We start from the raw sequence: 17,712 nt of genomic DNA on the forward strand, positions 1-17,712 counted from the left end.
ACAGTCAAATTTAATGAACAAATTATTTAAAAGCAAATGTACAGGTAGGATTTGTTCAATTAAAAAATCTGTTCATGATTCATGAACAGATTTTTTAATTGAACAAGCGCATCATGCTATGTAAATAATAAGAATGAATGCTTTGTTTCACAATGAAAATTGTACAGATCGCACTTGCACGATGGAGAACTCCTTAAGCTATATAACCGGCCCATAATCAGCCAAACGCATCGGCGGCTTCTGCCCGGGGAACCCTCATTCGGAGCGCAAACTTTTGACCGGGTTCGCTACCGCCGCTTTCACCGCCTGCACGCTCACGGTCAGTACGGCTATGACCAGCGCAGCCGCCGCAGCCAGGGCAAACATCCACCAACTGATCCCCACACGGTAAACAAAGCCCTGCAGCCAGCGGCTCATGGCCCACCAGGCCAGCGGCGCGGCGATCACAAAGGCAATAAGCACCAACCGCAGGAAGTCTTTAGACAATAACCGCACAATGCCGGAAACACTGGCCCCCAGTACTTTCCGTATCCCGATCTCCTTGTTGCGCTGTTCGGCGCTGAAGGCAGTCAGGCCGAACAAGCCCAGGCAGGAAATTAATATGGCGATCAGCGTAAAAGAATTGATGATCTGCGAGAGCACGATATCGTTCTCGTAAGCACTTTGCATCCGGTCATTCATAAACGTATAATCGAAAGGGGTTTGCGGCAGGTATTGATGCCATACCTGCCCGGCTTTGGCTAAAAAGGCGGCGTAATCTTTGGTGTCCGTATTCAGGATCAGTTTATCGACCTCCTGGGCTTTCGGCGCGTAGATGATCATGAACGGGTCGATGTTGTCATGCAGCGACCGGAAGTTAAAGTCTTTGACGATACCTGCTACCTGGAATTTACGGTCACCATCGGAAAACAGCGTGACACCCGGGGCCTTTTCGGGAGCCAGGGACAACCGTTTGGCCAGCGCCTCGTTGATCAGCACCTTTCCCGAATCTCCGGCCATCAGGTTGCGGCCCGCGGCAAGCTTAAGCCCCATGGTTTGAACGAAATGTTCATCGGCATACAGATTTTGCTGATCAACAGCTTCGGCCGGGTTCATGCCGGACAGATACACACCCCAGTCGAAATAATGTTCAGCGCCGAAAGTATTGCTGACGCGGGAGATTGACCGGACACCGGCCAGTTGCCCCAGGCCGGTTGCAAGCGCGTTCATTTTACTCTTGGTGTCATTGGTATGAAACGTCAGGATGATCTGCTGGTCTTTGTCAAAACCAAGGTCACGGTTTTTGATATAATTTAACTGGCTGTAAATAATGATCACCCCCGTGATCAGGATAATGGAAATGACGAACTGGAACACCACCAGCGAACGCCTCAATACCTGGGTGGAAAACTGGCTGGTAAAATTTCCCTTGATCACTTTGATGGCTTTGAATGCCGACATGTAAAATGCCGGGTAACCGCCGGCGGCCAGGCCGGTGAACAGGACTAAACCGCCCAGAAGTAGCAACAGGCGTACGTCACCAAAAAATGACAGCCGGATACTGGCCTGCGTGATCTGGTTTAAATAAGGCAAAGCCAGCCACAATAACGGCAAAGCGATAAGGACACCGATAAAGGACAATAAAAAAGATTCCCCCAAAAACTGGGTGATCAGGTCATATTTCCCGGCCCCAATTACTTTTCTTACCCCCACTTCTTTTGCCCGCTGGGACGCGCGGGCCGTAGACAGGTTCATGAAGTTGATACAGGCGATGAGCTGGATCAATACCGCTATCAGGATCAGCACATACAGAAAAGAAGTGCTGACGATCTTACCGCTCTCCGCGTTATAACCCGGGGTGGTATGAACGGAAGTTAATGGCTGCAGGTGAAGGGATTTGCTCATCCCGGAACTTTTGAGCTGGTCCGCCCCGTATTTGTTGAGGAAGGCGGGCAGCTTTTTCTCCAGGGCGCTCACATTGGCATCGGCACGTAACCTGACATACGATTCCGTAAAATTATTGCCCGCCCAGGAATTGTTGGTCAGGATACCGCCGCCGTAGCCGTTCTTGTTCAGGCGGATAAAAAGATTGGCCTTGATTTGTGACTTCCCGGCACTTTCATCGACCACTCCGGTCACCTTAAAAATATTCTTGCCATCCGCATCGTCGATCGTAATCACTTTTCCGACCGGATCAGCGCTGCCGAAAAGCTTGTCGGCCACCGGTTTTAATAACACGATACTATTGACATCGGTAAAGGCATTTTCCGGAGAGCCCTGCGTGAAATGATAGGTAAAGACCTTAAAAAAGGTGGAGTCGACCATGATCGCGCCCTGTTCATAAATAGCCTTATCCTGGTAGCTGAGCAGGTGTTCGCTGATGCCCAGCGTAGGGATGACGCGGGTATATTGCTGCACCTCCGGGAAGTCATACTTCATGGCCGGCGCGATTGGCGGTGAAGCGGTGGCCATATTGTTGACGTCGCCGGTATGCCCGAGGGAGGTCGTTACGCGGTAAATCGTCGCCGCGTCTTTATGGTGCCTGTCATAGCTGTACTGGTCCTGCACATAAAGCAGGATATACAGACAGCATAGGGTGCCTGCCGCCAGGCCGGTAATATTGAGCAAGCTGAAAAAGCGGTTTTTTAATAAAAAGCGCAGCGAGACCTTGAGATAGTTTCTGAACATAAAATTGCGGTTTAATTTGTTATCAGACCATTTTGAAATGGTTTCCTGACGTAAAAATACCGCTCCGGGAAGCGCCCCGGGTCTCAGTTTATAAACCGGGAGTTCTTTTTCCTGGCCATCCTTATAGTCGGCCGGGCTTTTCCCGGTCAGGTCCTTGAAAATACGGTGGAAGGTGCTTTTGGAACTGAAGCCGGAATCATAAGCGATGCCGGCCAGGTTCAACCGGTCGTAAGCGGGGTCCCGCATTTTGCGTATCACTTCTGCCACACGATAGCCGTTGATGAACTCTGGAAAGCTTTTTTTAAGCCCGCTGTTAATGATGCGGGATAGCTCATGCGTGCTGAGGCCAAGCTTTTCGGCAAGGGAGGTCAAAGTCAGTTGCGGGTCCTGGTGATAGCGGCCGGCTCTCATTTCCTGCTTAAGCCAGATGGCTTTTGATCTTGACTCCGCGCGAAGCACTGGTTTCGCTGCCGGTGCTGTTAGTGCGTCATGCGGCCGCAAATGTACGGCAAGCGCGATCCCGGTAACCATAACCGCTAAAAACGGGTAAAAAGACATCCATCCGGTATTTATGGACACCAGCCACAAACACCACCACAAGGCCATGACAGCCAGTAAGCGCCGAAGCCAGCGGAATTTCAGGCGGGACCGGTCCATGAGTACAAGCGCTTGTTGTCGGCAGTGATCCTGAAGCTGGCGGTAAGCCAAAAACAAATACAGCATAGCGGAACCCCATACCGGCAACGCTGCAACAGGGCCGGACGAATGGATGGATTGCAGGTAACAGGTACCTAACCCTGCTAAGACCGGGCTGAGGTGCAGCAGGTCCTTCCGGCCGAACCGGTATACTGGCCGGATCGTTTTCCGTACATAAAAATAGCTGAGCGGCCCTGATGAAAGCAACGCGAATACGGCAAGCCATTCAGGAAGGAAATCCGGCAGCCGGATGGTAAGGACGAGTTGCCGGGCTATCCGGAACAGCATCAGGAATAGTGCCAGCGCCAGGAAGCGGTTGGCCGGCCGGTGGGTACCTTGAGCAAAACCTAATAACCCGGTAAAAGCCAAAGCAACGGAAAGCATCCCGCAGAGCAGCAGATCATACAGGGAAATATAGGACGCATTGAAATTCAAATACTACAACACATTCAATCTTTGTTCCGTTTTCGTAAAATATTAAAAATCAGTTGTTTGTATGCCGTTGGCAAGCCGGTACTGTAATGTAAACGGACAATAGCCCGTTCGTTTCTGGCCACACGAAGAAATTTGGGCCGTGTCGGCGAAAAAGCTATGCACATCGGTTATGTTACCTGTACGGATGGATTTCAGGAACATCTCGGTTAACGAGAGGGATATATGGCCTTTTCATAGTGCCCAGGTATATAGTTGCTTCTTTGAATAGCTGACTTAGGGTCAGTTGACCACCCAACAGGAAAAAAGGTCGCTGTTAGCTACAAAAAAATGATTATTCATCCAATAATGCTGGTGGACCAATCTTTTATTTTTGTTTCTTAAACAGGAAATTGCTTAATATTAACTTTAAGAACTGGTAAATGTAATCTTGGACTGCTATTTGCTGCGATGTATGCTTACACTGCATTATGGCCAAGCGCGTACTCGTCATCGATGACGATGAAGATATCCTGGAATTACTGAACATCATCTTCCAGGAGAGCGGGTATGACATCGTTTTGTCCAACACCGGTGAAGCGGCAGAACATCTGCAGGTCATCCAACCAGACCTGGTCTTACTGGATGTTCGGATCGTGGGTTCGGCGAAAGACGGCCAGGAGATTTGCCGGGAGATAAAGTCCCAGCAAAACACACGGCATCTGCCGGTAATGCTCGTTTCGGCAGAATCTGATCTGAGCATTATTGCCAGGGAGTGCGGGGCTGATGCTTACCTGGCTAAGCCATTCGATATTTATGAATTGCTGGCGCAGGTAAAAGAATATCTATCTTAGCCGCATGAGCGAGCAAAAAGGAAAGTCAATTCAATTAGGGTCGGAAAAGTTAAAGGTATTTTTCGTCAACCACCTCAACAGGATTTATTATGCAAAAGCCCATTTGGTAGAATGGCTGCCTAAACTACAGGATGAAGTACACTTCAGCGACCTGCGGCACGCGATCAGGGAGACCGTTGAGGACGTGGAGAAACAGATCGCCCGGATGGAAGTGATCTACGAGTTGCTGGATGCTGAAATTTCCAAAGGCAGCATTAACGGGCTGACCGGGTTGGTGGATGATGCCTTCCAGGCTATCCGAGAGCAGGAGGGGGAAGCAGAATTGCGCGACATGTCCATCATATTTTACCTGCAAAATATCGAAAGCGTGGAAATGGCTTCTTTCCAGATATTACAAATAGCCGCGGTCAAACTCAAAAACAAACAGGTCACCCAACTGCTCAAAGAGAATTATGACGAGGCGAAAGCCGACCGTACGTTGTTACTGCTGATCGCGGCCAAATACATAACCAGGTAAAATTAGCCGGAAGCTGACCTGGCCGCGAAAAACACCTTTAACCTGCCTGCTCTTCCAGGAAACCGTTCAGCTGTTCTGCCAGTAAACCGGTGTTATAGTCAGACCCGGCAGCCAGTACGGTAACGGTCAGTTCCTGTTCCGTAATCGTAATATTCAGGGCCGGGCCCTCGATCACTTCCGGGAAGGACACATTGATCTCATTGAATACATGGGCATATTCAATAGCCAGGTTGGAATTTAACTTTCCGTTGATATAGTCCGCGAATGCTGTTTTTAACAAATCGAATAACTTTTCCGCGCTCAGCGGCTTTACATTGTTGATGGTTGCCATAGGTCTGTACAAGCTTTGGATGGCGATTAAGTTTCACTTGTTAGCAACTATACTGGCGCCGCCCAAACTTTAACCCGGTTGAGTGCTTGTATTACCACAAGCGATATCATGGAAAACAACAAGAACGACCGGTCAGTATTGGATCACATCAAACAATTAACCGAAAAAGAAGAGCATTTGTACGGCAAACCAAACCTGACCGATGACGAGGTAAAAGATCTGCACACAGTCAAATCAGAACTGGATCAGTATTGGGACCTGTTGCGCCAGCGCAGGGCGTTTCGCGATGCGGGTGAGGATCCTGAAAGGGCGAAAATGCGTTCAAGCGAAACCATCGAAAAATATAAGGAATAATACGATTGTAACTTATCGGATCGTCGTGATTCATTATGCATACAAGATTCCGCACTTTGCTTAATTTTCCATGATCCGGTCACCCGACCTTTGAGCTATGGAAAATCATGATAAAAGAATCGCGCTGATCACCGGTGCCAATCAGGGCGTTGGCCTGCAGGTCGCCAAAGAATTAGTAAAAGCCGGTGTCACCGTATTGCTGGGTTCCCGGAATTTGGATAAAGGGCAGGCAGCAGCAAAAGCAACCGGGACAGGCGCAATGGCCATCCAGATCGATGTGACCGATCAGGCATCCGTCACCGCAGCGGCGGGGCGGATTGAAAAGGAGTTCGGTCGTTTGGACCTGTTAGTGAATAACGCTGCCATATCCAATACCCGGAAAGGCGATTTATCGCTCGCAGCATATGCACAGATCAGCAAAGCCAGTACCGCTTCACTGGATGAAGTGCGAGCTGTCTGGGAAACCAACGTTTTTGGGGTACTGGCCGTTTACCAGGCCATGCTGCCGTTGCTGCGAAAATCTTCTGACGCCCGCATCGTTAACGTTTCGAGCGGTGTTGGCTCGCTGGCTTCCAATGCCGACCCGGCATTTCCTTACCGTGCATTTTATGGCCCGGTTTACGCTGCTTCCAAAACCGCGCTTAATGCCATGTCACTGGCCATGATGATCGAATTGGAAGGCAGCGGAATTAAACTGAACCTGGTATCACCGGCGTTTACCAGTACCGCGCTGAATGGTTTCGAAGGTATAGAATCCATAGAAGATGGTTCACGCGAAGTCGTACGGGTCTGCCTGTTTGGGCCTGATGATCCGAATGGTACCTTTACCCGCTGGGAAAATGAGCATATACCCTGGTAAACATTGAAATGAAAAAAGACACAGAAGCTCCTTACAAATTTGAATCGCTATCGGAATTTCACCGGGTGCTGGGCTTGCCTAAGCCTGTGCACCCGCTGATCAGCCTGGTTTATAATACTGATGGCAAGATCCGCATACCGCACAGCAGCTGTAAACAATTCATACTGCCTTTTTATAAGATATCCTATAAGCCTAACCTCAAAGGGAAATTCCGGTACGGCCAGCATTACTATGATTTCGAAGAGGGCGGCCTGTTCTTCCTGGCTCCGAACCAGCTGACTGGCACCAGCGATGAGAACCTCGACTTCAGTGGGTTTACTTTATTTGTCCATCCCGACCTGCTGCTCAATTATCCTTTGGCTAAAAAGATCAAACAATACAACTTTTTTTCTTATGCTGCTACCGAAGTGTTACACCTTTCAGACCAGGAAAAAGAAGTTGTTTTAAATATGGCCAGACTGATTGATGATGAACTCAATAGCCGTATCGACAGGTTAAGCCAGGATGTGCTGATCTCCCAGTTAGAATTGTTCTTGAATTATGCCTACCGTTTTTACCAGCGCCAGTTCCTGACCCGTAAAGCGGTCAACAATGACCTGCTGCAAAAAATGGAAGACTTGCTGGATGTGTATTTTGACAAAAAAAACTCCGCAAATCGGGGATTGCCAACAGTTCAGTACCTCGCAGACCAGCTTCATCTTTCCCCTCATTATTTGAGTGATATGCTGCGTTCGCTGACCGGCTTAAATGCGCAACAGCATATTCACCTGAAACTTATTGATAAAGCCAAAGAGCTATTGTCTACCACCAACTTATCCATCAGCCAGGTGGCCTATGAACTCAGCTTTGAACATCCGCAATCTTTCAGTACGCTGTTTAAAACCAAGACCAGTTTGTCTCCGCAGGAGTTTCGCAAGTCTTTTAATTGATTGAGCACCGTTTGTCATCGGTAATAATGCCTGAACTATTTTATTAAATAAGGTGTTAACGGACAGGCCTGGAGCCGGATATATTTTTAGACGCCGAAAACAGGCGTAAAGCTGGAAGGACAACTTTCCGTATTAGACGAATCACTGTGTGGTAAAAGAGGCTATACCAATTGCACATTGATCTTGTGGAGCAAATCATCCAGGTCAAAGGGTTTGGATAAAAAATCATTTGGTGCGCCTTGTTGCTGCAGGGATTCAGACAGATCATGAGTTCCGGATATCAGGATCACAGGTATGTGCAGGGTTAATATATTATTTTTTAAATCCCTGCAGATCAGGCGGCCATCCATTTCCGCCAGCATCACATCCATCAATACCAGGTCGGGCTGAAATTCGGCGATCACAGCAAAGACTTCCATCCCGGTAGCCAGGGTTTTTACTTCAAATCCGCTGTCTTTCAACAGGTAAGAAACTATGTATAAAATGCTCTGGTCATCATCCAGTAAAAGTATTTTCTTGCCCATCTATAACCGCTTAGAATATATACGTTGCGAATACGGTGCCAGTAATACGGGTTGTTGCTCGGCGGTGACGCATATTCTTTTTTAAAGCGTACCTTTGGTACATTGATGGAGAAAGAAAAAGCGTTGCCGGTACCGGAAAATGAAGCCGAAAGGCTGGCGGCTTTAGCCTCCTATGCCATCGTCGACAGCGGTGAAGAAAAAGACTTCGACGCCATCGCTGCCATCGCATCCGCAATCTGCGGGACGCCCATTTCCCTGATCACTTTTATCGACGACAAACGCCAGTGGTTTAAATCCCATATCGGTACGGACCTGACCGAAAATTTTCGTGACCTATCCTTTTGCACTTATGCGATAGCAGGAACAGAGGAAATTATGATCGTGCCGGATGCCTTGCAGGACGAGCGGTTCGCCACCAACCCGGTGGTGACGGATGCACAAGTTACTTTTTACGCAGGTGTCCCTTTGGTGAATGAGGATGGTTATGCTTTAGGAACGCTTTGCGTTCTGGATCAGGAGCCGCATGATTTCAGCGAAGCCCAGATCGATGCTTTAAAAGCATTAGCCAAACAGGTGGTAGATAAGATCGAGTTACAACGCAAAGTGATGCAACTGGAGAAGACTAACCAGGAACTGATCAACGCCAATGTCCTGATCCAGAAGTTTGCTTCGATGGCGGCCCACGATATTAAAAACCCGCTGAGCAGTATCCGGCTGACCTCGCAGGCACTGCGTACCCGTCAGGAGATCACGCAAAATGAGGGCTGTTTACGTTTAGTGAATATGAATATTTCGGCGGCGGATAATTTGCTGGTGCTGGTGGATGAAATGATGGCCTATTCCAAAGAACCTGCTTTGCTGCTGGAAAAGCGCCAGGAGTTTAACCTGAATGCGCTGATCGGTAAAGTGGTGAGTTTGCTGACCGTGCCGGACAGCATCAGAATTGAATGGCCGGATGAAAACCAGCAGGTATATTTTTCGGTTATTGCAATTGAGCAAATTTTGATCAACCTGCTGAGCAATGCGATACGCTATAACGACAAGTCACTGGGATTGATCCGTATCCATTTTTCCGAAGATGAACATGACTACCGCTTAGCTGTTGAAGATAACGGACAGGGTATACCGTTAGAATATCATGATAAGATATTTGCCCATAACTTTACACTGAAAGTTAAAGACCGCTTTAACAACCAGGGGTCCGGTATCGGCCTGGGCACGGTAAAGGATTTGCTATATTTGCTGGGCGCCTCCATCACGCTCAAATCGATTCCTGGTGAAGGTTCGGAATTTACCGTTAGGTTAAAAAAATAGGCTCTATTATAATCCGAATTCAGGCTGACGAAATCACGCAGCGATGATTTCCTGTACGGTTGTCACTAAATTATCAAGGTCAAAAGGTTTTGCCAGAAACAGGTCCGCACCAGCATCATTTGCAATTTTTTCTCCTTCCCGGCTTGCAGAAATAACGATCACAGGCAGGCTTTTTGTCTCCGGATTTTTTCTCAAAGTCCGCAATACCTGATCTCCCGACAATACCGGCATCCACAAATCAAGCAGAATTAAGTCAGGATTTTCCTTTTCGATCTCCTCATAAATGTGCAGACTATTCTTCACCGGGATGATCCGGTAACCTGTTTCTTCCAGGATCAGTTCCAGCATATCCAGGATACCTTCGTCATCATCACAGATCAGGATCGTTTTATTGCTCATCAGATTTCCTTTCATCTAAAGGTAAGGTAAAGCTAAATGTCGAACCCTGGGCCGGTTCACTTTCCACCCAAAGGGTCCCGCCATGATTTTTGATGATCTGGTCGCAAACATAAAGTCCGATGCCCATTCCCGGAAAACGCTGCTGTATATCTCCGACGCGGTAAAAACGGTCAAAGATCTTTTTCTGGTCCTCTATCTTTATCCCCATACCCTTATCAGACACGGATACCTTTAAATAGTTGCTGACCCTGGATAAATAGACCTGGACCTCACCGGATTCCGGCGCATACTTGATCGCGTTCGATAATAAATTATTAATTACCTGGACAATATGCGATTCGTCGCCGGTATAGCTGTTAGTCGCCTGGCCGCGAATAATGATCTGGTGCGTTTTCGTAGCCGTTTGAATATTCTCCACCGCTTCATGAATTGCCCTATCAAAATCAAAAGTCTCTTTGTGCAATTCAATATTGCCGGTCTGTATCCTGGACATATCCAATAACTCTGAGATCAGCGTATTTAAACGCTCTACATAGACCCCGGTTTTTCGCAGGATATCTTTAAATTTGTCACTTACTGTTTCCGGCAACAGGCGTTGCATGACCTGTACATAACCTTTAATTGTTGTCAGCGGCGTTTTTAATTCATGACTGGCGATGGAAAGAAAATCATCTTTGCGTCTTTCCAGTTCGCGCCTGTCGGTAATGTCTTCGATAGCGATCAATATCCGGTCTTTATACTGCCCCTCCAGTTCGATCCGGTGTGCATTCAGCAGCATTAATTTTTTGCCGATATGCGGGAAATCGTGTTCCACTTCAAATTCTTCGACCGGGTTGTTGGTTGGCAAGATACTTTCAAGCAGCTCTTTAAGCTGAACGATATCCCATTGACCGTTCCCTAATTCATAAAGTAACTTTCCTTCGGTCTCTTCTTTGGTCACCTTGAAAGTTTTTAAAAAGTGATCGTTGACACTTAAAACTTTAAATCCCGGGTCCAGCACCACCAGGCTTTCCCTGACCGTTTGAACGATACTCGACAAATAATCCTCACTTTCTCTCAGGCTCCTGGTGCGCTCCTGTATCTGCGCTTCCATGACAGACTGCTGGTGGAGTAATTCCTGCTCCGCTTTTTTACGGCGGGTGATATCATTTTGAACACCGATGAAATAACAAACATTACCACGCTCATCTTTTATTGGCGACATATAAAGTTCATTCCAGAAAAGGGTACCGTTCTTTTGGTAATTGCGCATCTCAACTACACATTCGGTTCCATCATCAACAGCCTTTCTGAGAACCAGTCTTTCTTTCTGATTTCGATCCTCTTTCTGAAGAAAACGGCAGTTATGACCGATGATCTCATGGCGCCGGTAACCAGTGATCCGCTCAAAAGCCTTGTTGCAATAGATAATAGGATTATCCGGCTGCTGGTTATCTGTTAAAATGATCCCGGAAATAGACGAATCCAGTGCCTGAATCAACAGGGAAAGATCTTGTTTTATGGTGTCGTTGGAAAATGAAAATTCCCCGTTTTTTAAACTGTCCAATTTGTACCCTTTTTTATGTTTCGGAACATTGCAAATCTTTTGCCATTTGACACCAAAAATCGATGCGAATTAAAATCATGTTTAAGTGAAGGGCCTTCAGTTACGATATCCGGCACCGGCGTTCGTCTTTTAGGCCGTAACCGGATATACGGTGTCCCGTTAACAAAACACATTGTATAACGTCCTTTCAGCTTTTCTATTTTCGATAGGACTATCATATTGTGCTAAATCCACAGTGATAGGATCGCTATGATCAGCGCCGCGGTCATGACCACGCTGCCTATTTTTAAAATGTCCAGGCACTTACTTTCTGTCCTTCCCTCCGGAGCGCAACCAGCCATAAGATCGTTGCCAGCGATCCGGTTATCGAAAGATTAGGCCCTGTGTCCAAGCCGATCAAAACGGCACTTTTGACCATTTCAGGCGTCACAGCATGACTGTATCCAGATTTGCAAATCCGACGTATTATTTCTGATGTTTTGTTGCCCGGAAAACGGAAAAGAATGACATCAAATGGTTTGAGCGTATCGCGGTTAAAAATATACATAGCCTGAATTTTTTACGAAAATAAGTACCAATTCTTCGTCAGTTTATACTTAGGCAATTAACAATTAAGACGAGTTATTAGAATTTATGTAATTTTACTTATTAAAAAGTATTAAAGTAACTTTAATTGAAGGCGCTTATCATGGCCTTCGGCGTACGAACCATTCATGTCAACCATTGAAGAGTTAAGACATCTCCGGGAATCCGAAGATAAGATCGAATTCAAAGCAGCAAAAAATAACTTCGAGTACAGCGGAGGAAAGCATACTGAACAGTCAGAAAGGCGAAAATGCTTTTTAGGTTACGTTGTCGCCTTATGTAATGAAGGAGGTGGTCGGCTGGTTCTCGGCCTTAGAGATCATTTACCGCATGAAACAGTCGGCAGTAATTTCGGCGAAGGTAAGATAAACGAACTTATTGACGAGACCTATGAACGATTAGGTATCAGGGTGTCGATAGAGGAGCTGCATGAAAACGGTCTCCGGGTGGTCGTGGTCACTGTTCCTGGCAGGCCTATCGGTAAATTAATGAAATTTGAAGGCGTTCCGTTGATGCGCACCGGGGAAAGTTTGAGGAACATGTCTGATGAACAAATCCTGAGAATTCTTCTGGAACAGGAACCCGATTTCTCAGCGACTTTATGCCGGCAGATTTCGATCGATGATCTTGATCCTGAAGCGATCGCAATCTTGAAGGACAACTATGCCGCAAAGCAAAGAAACGACCGGTTTAAGTCACTGGGGAACGTTCAGGCCTTGTCGGATCTGGAATTGATCCGTGATGATAAATTGACTTATGCGGCGCTTATCCTCTTAGGAAAAAGGGACGTTATTCATCAGTATTTGCCGCAGGCTAAAATTATAATCGAATACCGGAGTAATGAATCTTCCATTACACATGAATGGAGAGAGGAAATCAATGCGCCATTATTCATAGGGATACAAGAAGCTTGGCGCCTGATCCATTCCCGAAATATCATTGAACATAATAATTTGGGGCCGTATATTTTTGACACGCCGGTATTCGACGAAATCGTCGTACGTGAGGCCCTGCTTAATGCGATCGCACACCGGGATTATCGCCTGACATCAGAGATCGTCATCAAGCAATTTCCCAAGAAACTGATCATCAACAGTCCCGGAGGATTTCCGATAGGGGTCAACCTGGAAAATATGTTGTCGATTAATAGTACTCCAAGGAGTCGATTGATGGCTGATATCTTATTGAAAACAGGACTGGTTGAACGGTCCGGTCAGGGAATTGACAAAATATTCTATCTGACCATTTCACAGGGTAAGCCCGAACCCGATTATTCCCATTCAGATTATTTTCAGGTATCCTTAATCCTGAACGGATCTGTGGACGATAAGACATTCAATGTATTCATTAAACAAGCGAATGAAAGTCTTGGCGGAGACGAGAAACTGACCGTAAATGAAGTAATAGCACTGAACAGGGTCAGGCAGGGGTTGCTTACAGGGACTCACCAGGATGTCATCAAAAGATTGGAAAGTCTGCGTTTGGTAGAAAGGGTTGGTAGCGGCAGTAGTCAGCGATATGTGCTTGGAGAACTCTATCAGGGATTGTTGAATGTGCCTTTGAAAATCGGAAGCTATGCCGTTAATGAATTGAGAACAGTAGTAAAGCTGTTCGAGAGAGTGAATAGTGTCAAAATGGGCTTGTTCGTAGACGCTTTTTCCGGATCATTAAACCGGGAACAGGTGAAATTTCTGATCGAGAAATTGGTGGAAGATGACATTCTTATAAAAAAGGGAAAAGGAAGTGCGACAGCTTATCAGCTTGCTGAACAGTTTAGTGAAAGCCCCCGTCTTGCTGTCCGGAATGTCGAGGGTTTCTTAAGTGACAAGTATGAGGAGAATGTCTAGATTCATATTGGAAATCGGAAAGTCTGCTGAGACCGGAAAGAAAATCAATTCCACAAGATTTCCTGATCTTGACCAAGAATGAATTCGTTTGTTCTAAGAATGAAATGTGATTTGTTCCGGTTCATTCCGGTCGGGACACCCCTTATTCCTCTAATTGATTCGGTTTGATTCCACAAAGAACAGTCGAATTTCCACAGAAATCACGGAATTTCGTCTATTTCCGGAAGTCGATTTAAGAAAAGTGTCTTAGAATTTCAGTCAGGATTTCAATCATTTTCTTCGTTCAGAGAAATCTTTGCAGAAATGAATGTCAGATCTTTCTGAACAAGACTTTTCGAGGGATTCACAGGGGAATTCATTCGAATTCTTATCGTCTAAAGATTTGTTTATTCCCGACATGTTGTGATTTTACAGTTTTATGACAAGTAATAGTCTTATTGTCTCTTAAATTGCCTGATTTTTCTATAGAGATACTGGACGTGAAAAGATTTCCGTCTTCGAATGTCAGGATCTAAGAAAAGATTCAAAGGAAGAAGACAGAATTCTGTCTTCGAACAGAAAAAAATCTCGACCAATGTCCCGATTGATTTTCAGAGAAAGATCGGATGCCATTCGACTTGTCCAATTCCACAAGATTTGATTTTATTCCACAAGATTATAGTGAAATTTCAGACTGTCACAGAAATTTTTCTCTGCTGGACGACTGAAAGATGTCGTTTGACTGCACCTGAATTGATGTGTAACAGAAACGCCCGGAATGAATCCAGGCGTTTATATCGTAGTAAATAAATATTATCTTATCCTTTAGATCCGAGAATCTTTCCCTGATAATAGATGTCCTGTTTATTCAAAGATTTACCGGATGCAGCATTTCCAACAGTGGTAGACTCTCTGAATGAAAGACTGCCATTATTCTTTGAATTGTCCGAATCCCGGACAACTCCGCCATATTTAGTCACTGTTTCCGTCAAAGAAGGTTTATTCTGAGTCGTAAATTCTCCGAATCCAGCACTTTTTCCTACAGATGATGAACTGACCTTTTTCATAAAACCTCCATTTAATCAAACTCTTATACAAATGTATAATATAATAATTTATTATGCAAATATCTTACCAACCTAATCCAAGACAAACAAATTGATGCAGAATCTTTAGTTCGACCGCCGCGTTGAAATGCTGGTCGAGTTTATGCGGCAAATTTCTGGCATATTGTTCCTTTGCTTTAAATAACGCGAGAGCGGGCGAAGATCCATTCCTGATTTCTTTCCAGAATTGATCATGCATCGGCTTTCCATAGTAATTATAAGGAGATTGCTGAGGGGAATAATGTTCGCCTGTACATCCGACAAAAGCGAGAGCTCCCGCTTTAAGGAACGCCAGCGCGATCGACTCGTCCGGTTTCCATTGACTGAGTGTCGTATCTTCTGTCATTTTGGAAGCAGCAGTCGACACGGTTAAGGCACCGTAGCAACATCCTGCAAAAATTATACTTCCCGGGGCTGAAGAGGGAACATTTTCGATCGTATAAGCTTCAACAGTCCTGCGGTTCTTCGCTTCCCCCCAAAATCGGGTGCAGTCCCAGTCCGCACCGTGCAGCATATAATAGAAAGAGCCGCAGCCGCTGTGTCCTATGACATTTGAAGGTCCAAAGGTTTCCGACACTTCTATAGCGGAATCACCTCCGGGAATATCTTTAAAGACATCGTTTGCAAAAGGCCGGGCCAGGTTTCTGACGCCAAAACGAGACACCGGAACAAATTGCGGCGCCTGCAGGCAGACCATGACCAGTTCTATCGAACGGCCATCTGGAATCCGGCTTACCGGTAGTTCCTGCAACGCGTCGTTGTCGTTGTCCCCGTAAATGTCGTCAGACCAGATGATAAAATCATCATTGTCGTCACTTTGTGTTCCCTCGGTGATCAAGTCTTCCCGAAGTTGTTCATCAAGAAAGGCAGCCCGTTCTGCGGGAATAATATCATAGCCGCCGATGATCACGACACCTTTGATCGTACTCTGGGAGGTATATTGCCGTACTTGCTCCGCGCAATAAGCAGCTGAGACGGGGCGTTCAATATTTAACCAATAGACGCCTGGGAAATTCTTAATGACAGACACAATAGGATCTGGGGATGTTCCCAGACTCTTTTCGAGCCGGCTCAGGCAGGTGACAAATAATAACCCTTCGAATCTTCCGCCGTTGCTGCTTCGTTTGTCCGGAGGAGTCGTGCTGATTAGGTCAGGGCTTTTTTTTTTAGACGTATCTATTTCTATCGTAAGCGTGACTTTCGTGTCGGTATGCGGGACTTTTGCCGTAATTTCCACCACGCTGTCGTCATCCTGCATCTGTTTCGCATAGTTTAGCGGCGGTTTGGAGATTTCCTTTTCCGGAAGAACAGATGCTGGAACAGCAGCAGGAGAGGAGGGCAGCGGACCCGGAACTGTTGTGTCAGTACGGATATTTTTACTGAAATCGTTGGTGTTATCCCTGGTAAGTAAAAAGGCGACTCCGCTTTCATCCTTTTCTACAATGTACATGCCATTCCTGTCTGTACGTGCAAACAGGAGACTGTTTTTATATTTCTCCAGTATCCTCAGGACTCCCCCATCCGGGTGTGCCGGATCATTCCACCCGCCTGTATGGCCGAATAAAATGGTATTTTCATTCCATTTCTTTAAGATCGTTTCATTGATACCGTTACTTGCGGAATGATGGGGCAGTTTAATGAACTGGTAAGGGCCGTTATTGTCGATGATCTTAAGTAAGGCCTCCATTTTTTCATCAAGGCCCTGAACCTGTGATTTTGCGAGTTGCATATCTCCGGTCAGCAGGGCTTTCCATCCCTCAGCTTCCAGACTCAATACGATGCTTTGGTTATTCCTCGGCGCACCGGTACTGGCTTTGTCACTGACATCAAAATTGTCGGTTTCCACCTGTTTGAGAATAGTCCTGTAGACATCGACAGCATCTTCAAATGCGTCAGATTCCAATTTCGAATCGTTGATAATACTGTCAAAAGCGTCATTGGATTGGCTGATCGCTTTTCTGCAGATTTCCAGATGCTCTTTGTCCGGTCCCAATATCTTTAAACCAAAGTCACTGAACTCTTCCAGTAGCTTTTCCAGATCCTCAGCAGAATGATTTCCATAGCGGATGATGCGGGCATCACCGATCTTTTTCAGCATCTCGTCATATCGCTGACGAAGTGTAAACGCGTCATAAAGGAATAACTCCAGTTCACTGTCGGTAAATGATGCAGCGTCTTCTTCCTGTAAAGCGAAACGAAGGCCCTGTCTTACCTTAGAAAAACTGTCATTACCCGTATCCTTACTTTCTCCCCAACCTATTTCCTCATCAGCAACCAGCGCTTTCCCGACCTCAATGATATTCATGTTGATCAGTTCCGGCAGACATCCAATATGATCACTATGACAATGGGTGACGATCAATAGATCAACGGCTATCCCTGTCCTGCGATTGAAGATGTTATCGAGCTGAAACTGGATCAGGTTGACATCGGAAAGATGTCCGCCATCGATCATGATAACCTTTTCATTATGCGTAATGATGATGCAATCACCATATTTCGTTCTGCCGACATCGAGGATGTGAATTTTCATGGTTTAAGATAGGTTTGGGTAAAGGATGCTATATCATAGTTAAACCTTTGATGGTACCTAAGATTGGCATTGGCTATCGAACTTAAAATTAAGGAAAATAAATATATGTATTACAAATATTTATTTCCTATAGTTCGGGTTCCAATAAATACATTGTTTATAATTTTATTTTATCGTTGTAATTGTAAACAATTGTTATTTATAGGTCCGGTTAATACAGTATGGAACTTGGGAAAAATAACTGGCCCCAATTCTTTTTTG

The 17,712-nt window shown here is 45.9% G+C and carries 15 protein-coding genes; 7 read left to right on the forward strand and 8 right to left on the reverse strand.

What is annotated here, in order from left to right; all coding sequences use genetic code 11:
• Window positions 1-255: 255 nt before the first annotated feature.
• Window positions 256-3,798 (reverse strand): ABC transporter permease, encoded by a 3,543-nt coding sequence (locus tag FSB76_RS22595; protein WP_147057395.1) that lies wholly within the window; start codon window positions 3,796-3,798, stop codon window positions 256-258.
• Between the two features lie 467 nt (window positions 3,799-4,265).
• Between FSB76_RS22595 and FSB76_RS22600 the strand changes: the two genes are divergently transcribed.
• Window positions 4,266-4,628, forward strand: a complete 363-nt coding sequence (locus FSB76_RS22600) for a response regulator (protein WP_147057396.1) — start codon at window positions 4,266-4,268, stop codon at window positions 4,626-4,628.
• A 4-nt stretch (window positions 4,629-4,632) separates the two neighbouring features.
• Window positions 4,633-5,145: a DUF892 family protein gene (locus FSB76_RS22605; protein WP_147057399.1), complete on the forward strand. Its 513-nt coding sequence runs from the start codon at window positions 4,633-4,635 to the stop codon at window positions 5,143-5,145.
• Window positions 5,146-5,182: 37 nt separating this feature from the next.
• Here the strand turns inward: FSB76_RS22605 and FSB76_RS22610 are convergent, their stop codons facing one another.
• Window positions 5,183-5,476 carry a hypothetical protein gene (locus FSB76_RS22610; RefSeq protein WP_147057401.1) on the reverse strand — a complete coding sequence of 98 codons (294 nt, stop codon included), beginning with the start codon at window positions 5,474-5,476 and terminating at the stop codon, window positions 5,183-5,185.
• A 108-nt stretch (window positions 5,477-5,584) separates the two neighbouring features.
• Between FSB76_RS22610 and FSB76_RS22615 the strand changes: the two genes are divergently transcribed.
• The 3 genes from FSB76_RS22615 to FSB76_RS22625 all read left to right on the forward strand — a co-directional run bounded on the left by FSB76_RS22615 (window position 5,585) and on the right by FSB76_RS22625 (window position 7,618).
• Complete coding sequence (locus FSB76_RS22615; RefSeq protein ID WP_147057403.1) at window positions 5,585-5,830, forward strand: DUF2630 family protein; 246 nt, start codon at window positions 5,585-5,587, stop codon at window positions 5,828-5,830.
• Between the two features lie 97 nt (window positions 5,831-5,927).
• Window positions 5,928-6,689 carry an SDR family NAD(P)-dependent oxidoreductase gene (locus FSB76_RS22620; RefSeq protein ID WP_147057405.1) on the forward strand — a complete coding sequence of 254 codons (762 nt, stop codon included), beginning with the start codon at window positions 5,928-5,930 and terminating at the stop codon, window positions 6,687-6,689.
• A gap of 8 nt (window positions 6,690-6,697) precedes the next feature.
• A complete protein-coding gene (locus FSB76_RS22625; protein ID WP_147057407.1) occupies window positions 6,698-7,618 on the forward strand; it encodes a helix-turn-helix domain-containing protein in 921 nt (306 codons plus the stop codon).
• 161 nt (window positions 7,619-7,779) lie between these two features.
• On the opposite strand, the gene FSB76_RS22630 is transcribed toward FSB76_RS22625, so the two are convergent.
• The gene (locus FSB76_RS22630) at window positions 7,780-8,142 is read right to left on the reverse strand and encodes a response regulator (RefSeq protein WP_147057409.1); all 363 of its coding nucleotides are present in this window, start codon (window positions 8,140-8,142) and stop codon (window positions 7,780-7,782) included.
• Between the two features lie 105 nt (window positions 8,143-8,247).
• On the opposite strand from FSB76_RS22630, the gene FSB76_RS22635 reads away from it, so the two are divergent.
• Window positions 8,248-9,456 (forward strand): GAF domain-containing sensor histidine kinase, encoded by a 1,209-nt coding sequence (locus FSB76_RS22635; protein WP_147057411.1) that lies wholly within the window; start codon window positions 8,248-8,250, stop codon window positions 9,454-9,456.
• 33 nt (window positions 9,457-9,489) lie between these two features.
• Here FSB76_RS22635 and FSB76_RS22640 read toward each other — a convergent pair whose 3' ends face one another.
• From FSB76_RS22640 to FSB76_RS22650, 3 genes are all read right to left on the reverse strand, one after another.
• Entirely contained in the window at window positions 9,490-9,870 is a 381-nt protein-coding gene (locus FSB76_RS22640) for a response regulator (protein WP_225976280.1), read from the reverse strand.
• Window positions 9,845-11,401, reverse strand: a complete 1,557-nt coding sequence (locus tag FSB76_RS22645; RefSeq protein ID WP_225976281.1) for a sensor histidine kinase — start codon at window positions 11,399-11,401, stop codon at window positions 9,845-9,847. The genes FSB76_RS22640 and FSB76_RS22645 overlap by 26 nt, the downstream gene beginning before the upstream one ends.
• A gap of 286 nt (window positions 11,402-11,687) precedes the next feature.
• Window positions 11,688-11,948, reverse strand: coding sequence for an ArsB/NhaD family transporter (locus tag FSB76_RS22650; protein WP_225976282.1), 261 nt, complete (start codon window positions 11,946-11,948; stop codon window positions 11,688-11,690).
• Window positions 11,949-12,114: 166 nt separating this feature from the next.
• On the opposite strand from FSB76_RS22650, the gene FSB76_RS22655 reads away from it, so the two are divergent.
• Window positions 12,115-13,833 carry an ATP-binding protein gene (locus tag FSB76_RS22655; RefSeq protein ID WP_147057413.1) on the forward strand — a complete coding sequence of 573 codons (1,719 nt, stop codon included), beginning with the start codon at window positions 12,115-12,117 and terminating at the stop codon, window positions 13,831-13,833.
• 797 nt (window positions 13,834-14,630) lie between these two features.
• Here the strand turns inward: FSB76_RS22655 and FSB76_RS22660 are convergent.
• A complete protein-coding gene (locus FSB76_RS22660; protein ID WP_147057415.1) occupies window positions 14,631-14,879 on the reverse strand; it encodes a hypothetical protein in 249 nt (82 codons plus the stop codon).
• Window positions 14,880-14,943: 64 nt separating this feature from the next.
• Complete coding sequence (locus FSB76_RS22665) at window positions 14,944-17,451, reverse strand: MBL fold metallo-hydrolase (protein ID WP_147057417.1); 2,508 nt, start codon at window positions 17,449-17,451, stop codon at window positions 14,944-14,946.
• Between the last annotated feature and the right edge of the window lie 261 nt (window positions 17,452-17,712).

Source organism: Mucilaginibacter ginsenosidivorax (genome assembly GCF_007971525.1).
Taxonomy (GTDB): Bacteria; Bacteroidota; Bacteroidia; order Sphingobacteriales; family Sphingobacteriaceae; genus Mucilaginibacter; species Mucilaginibacter ginsenosidivorax.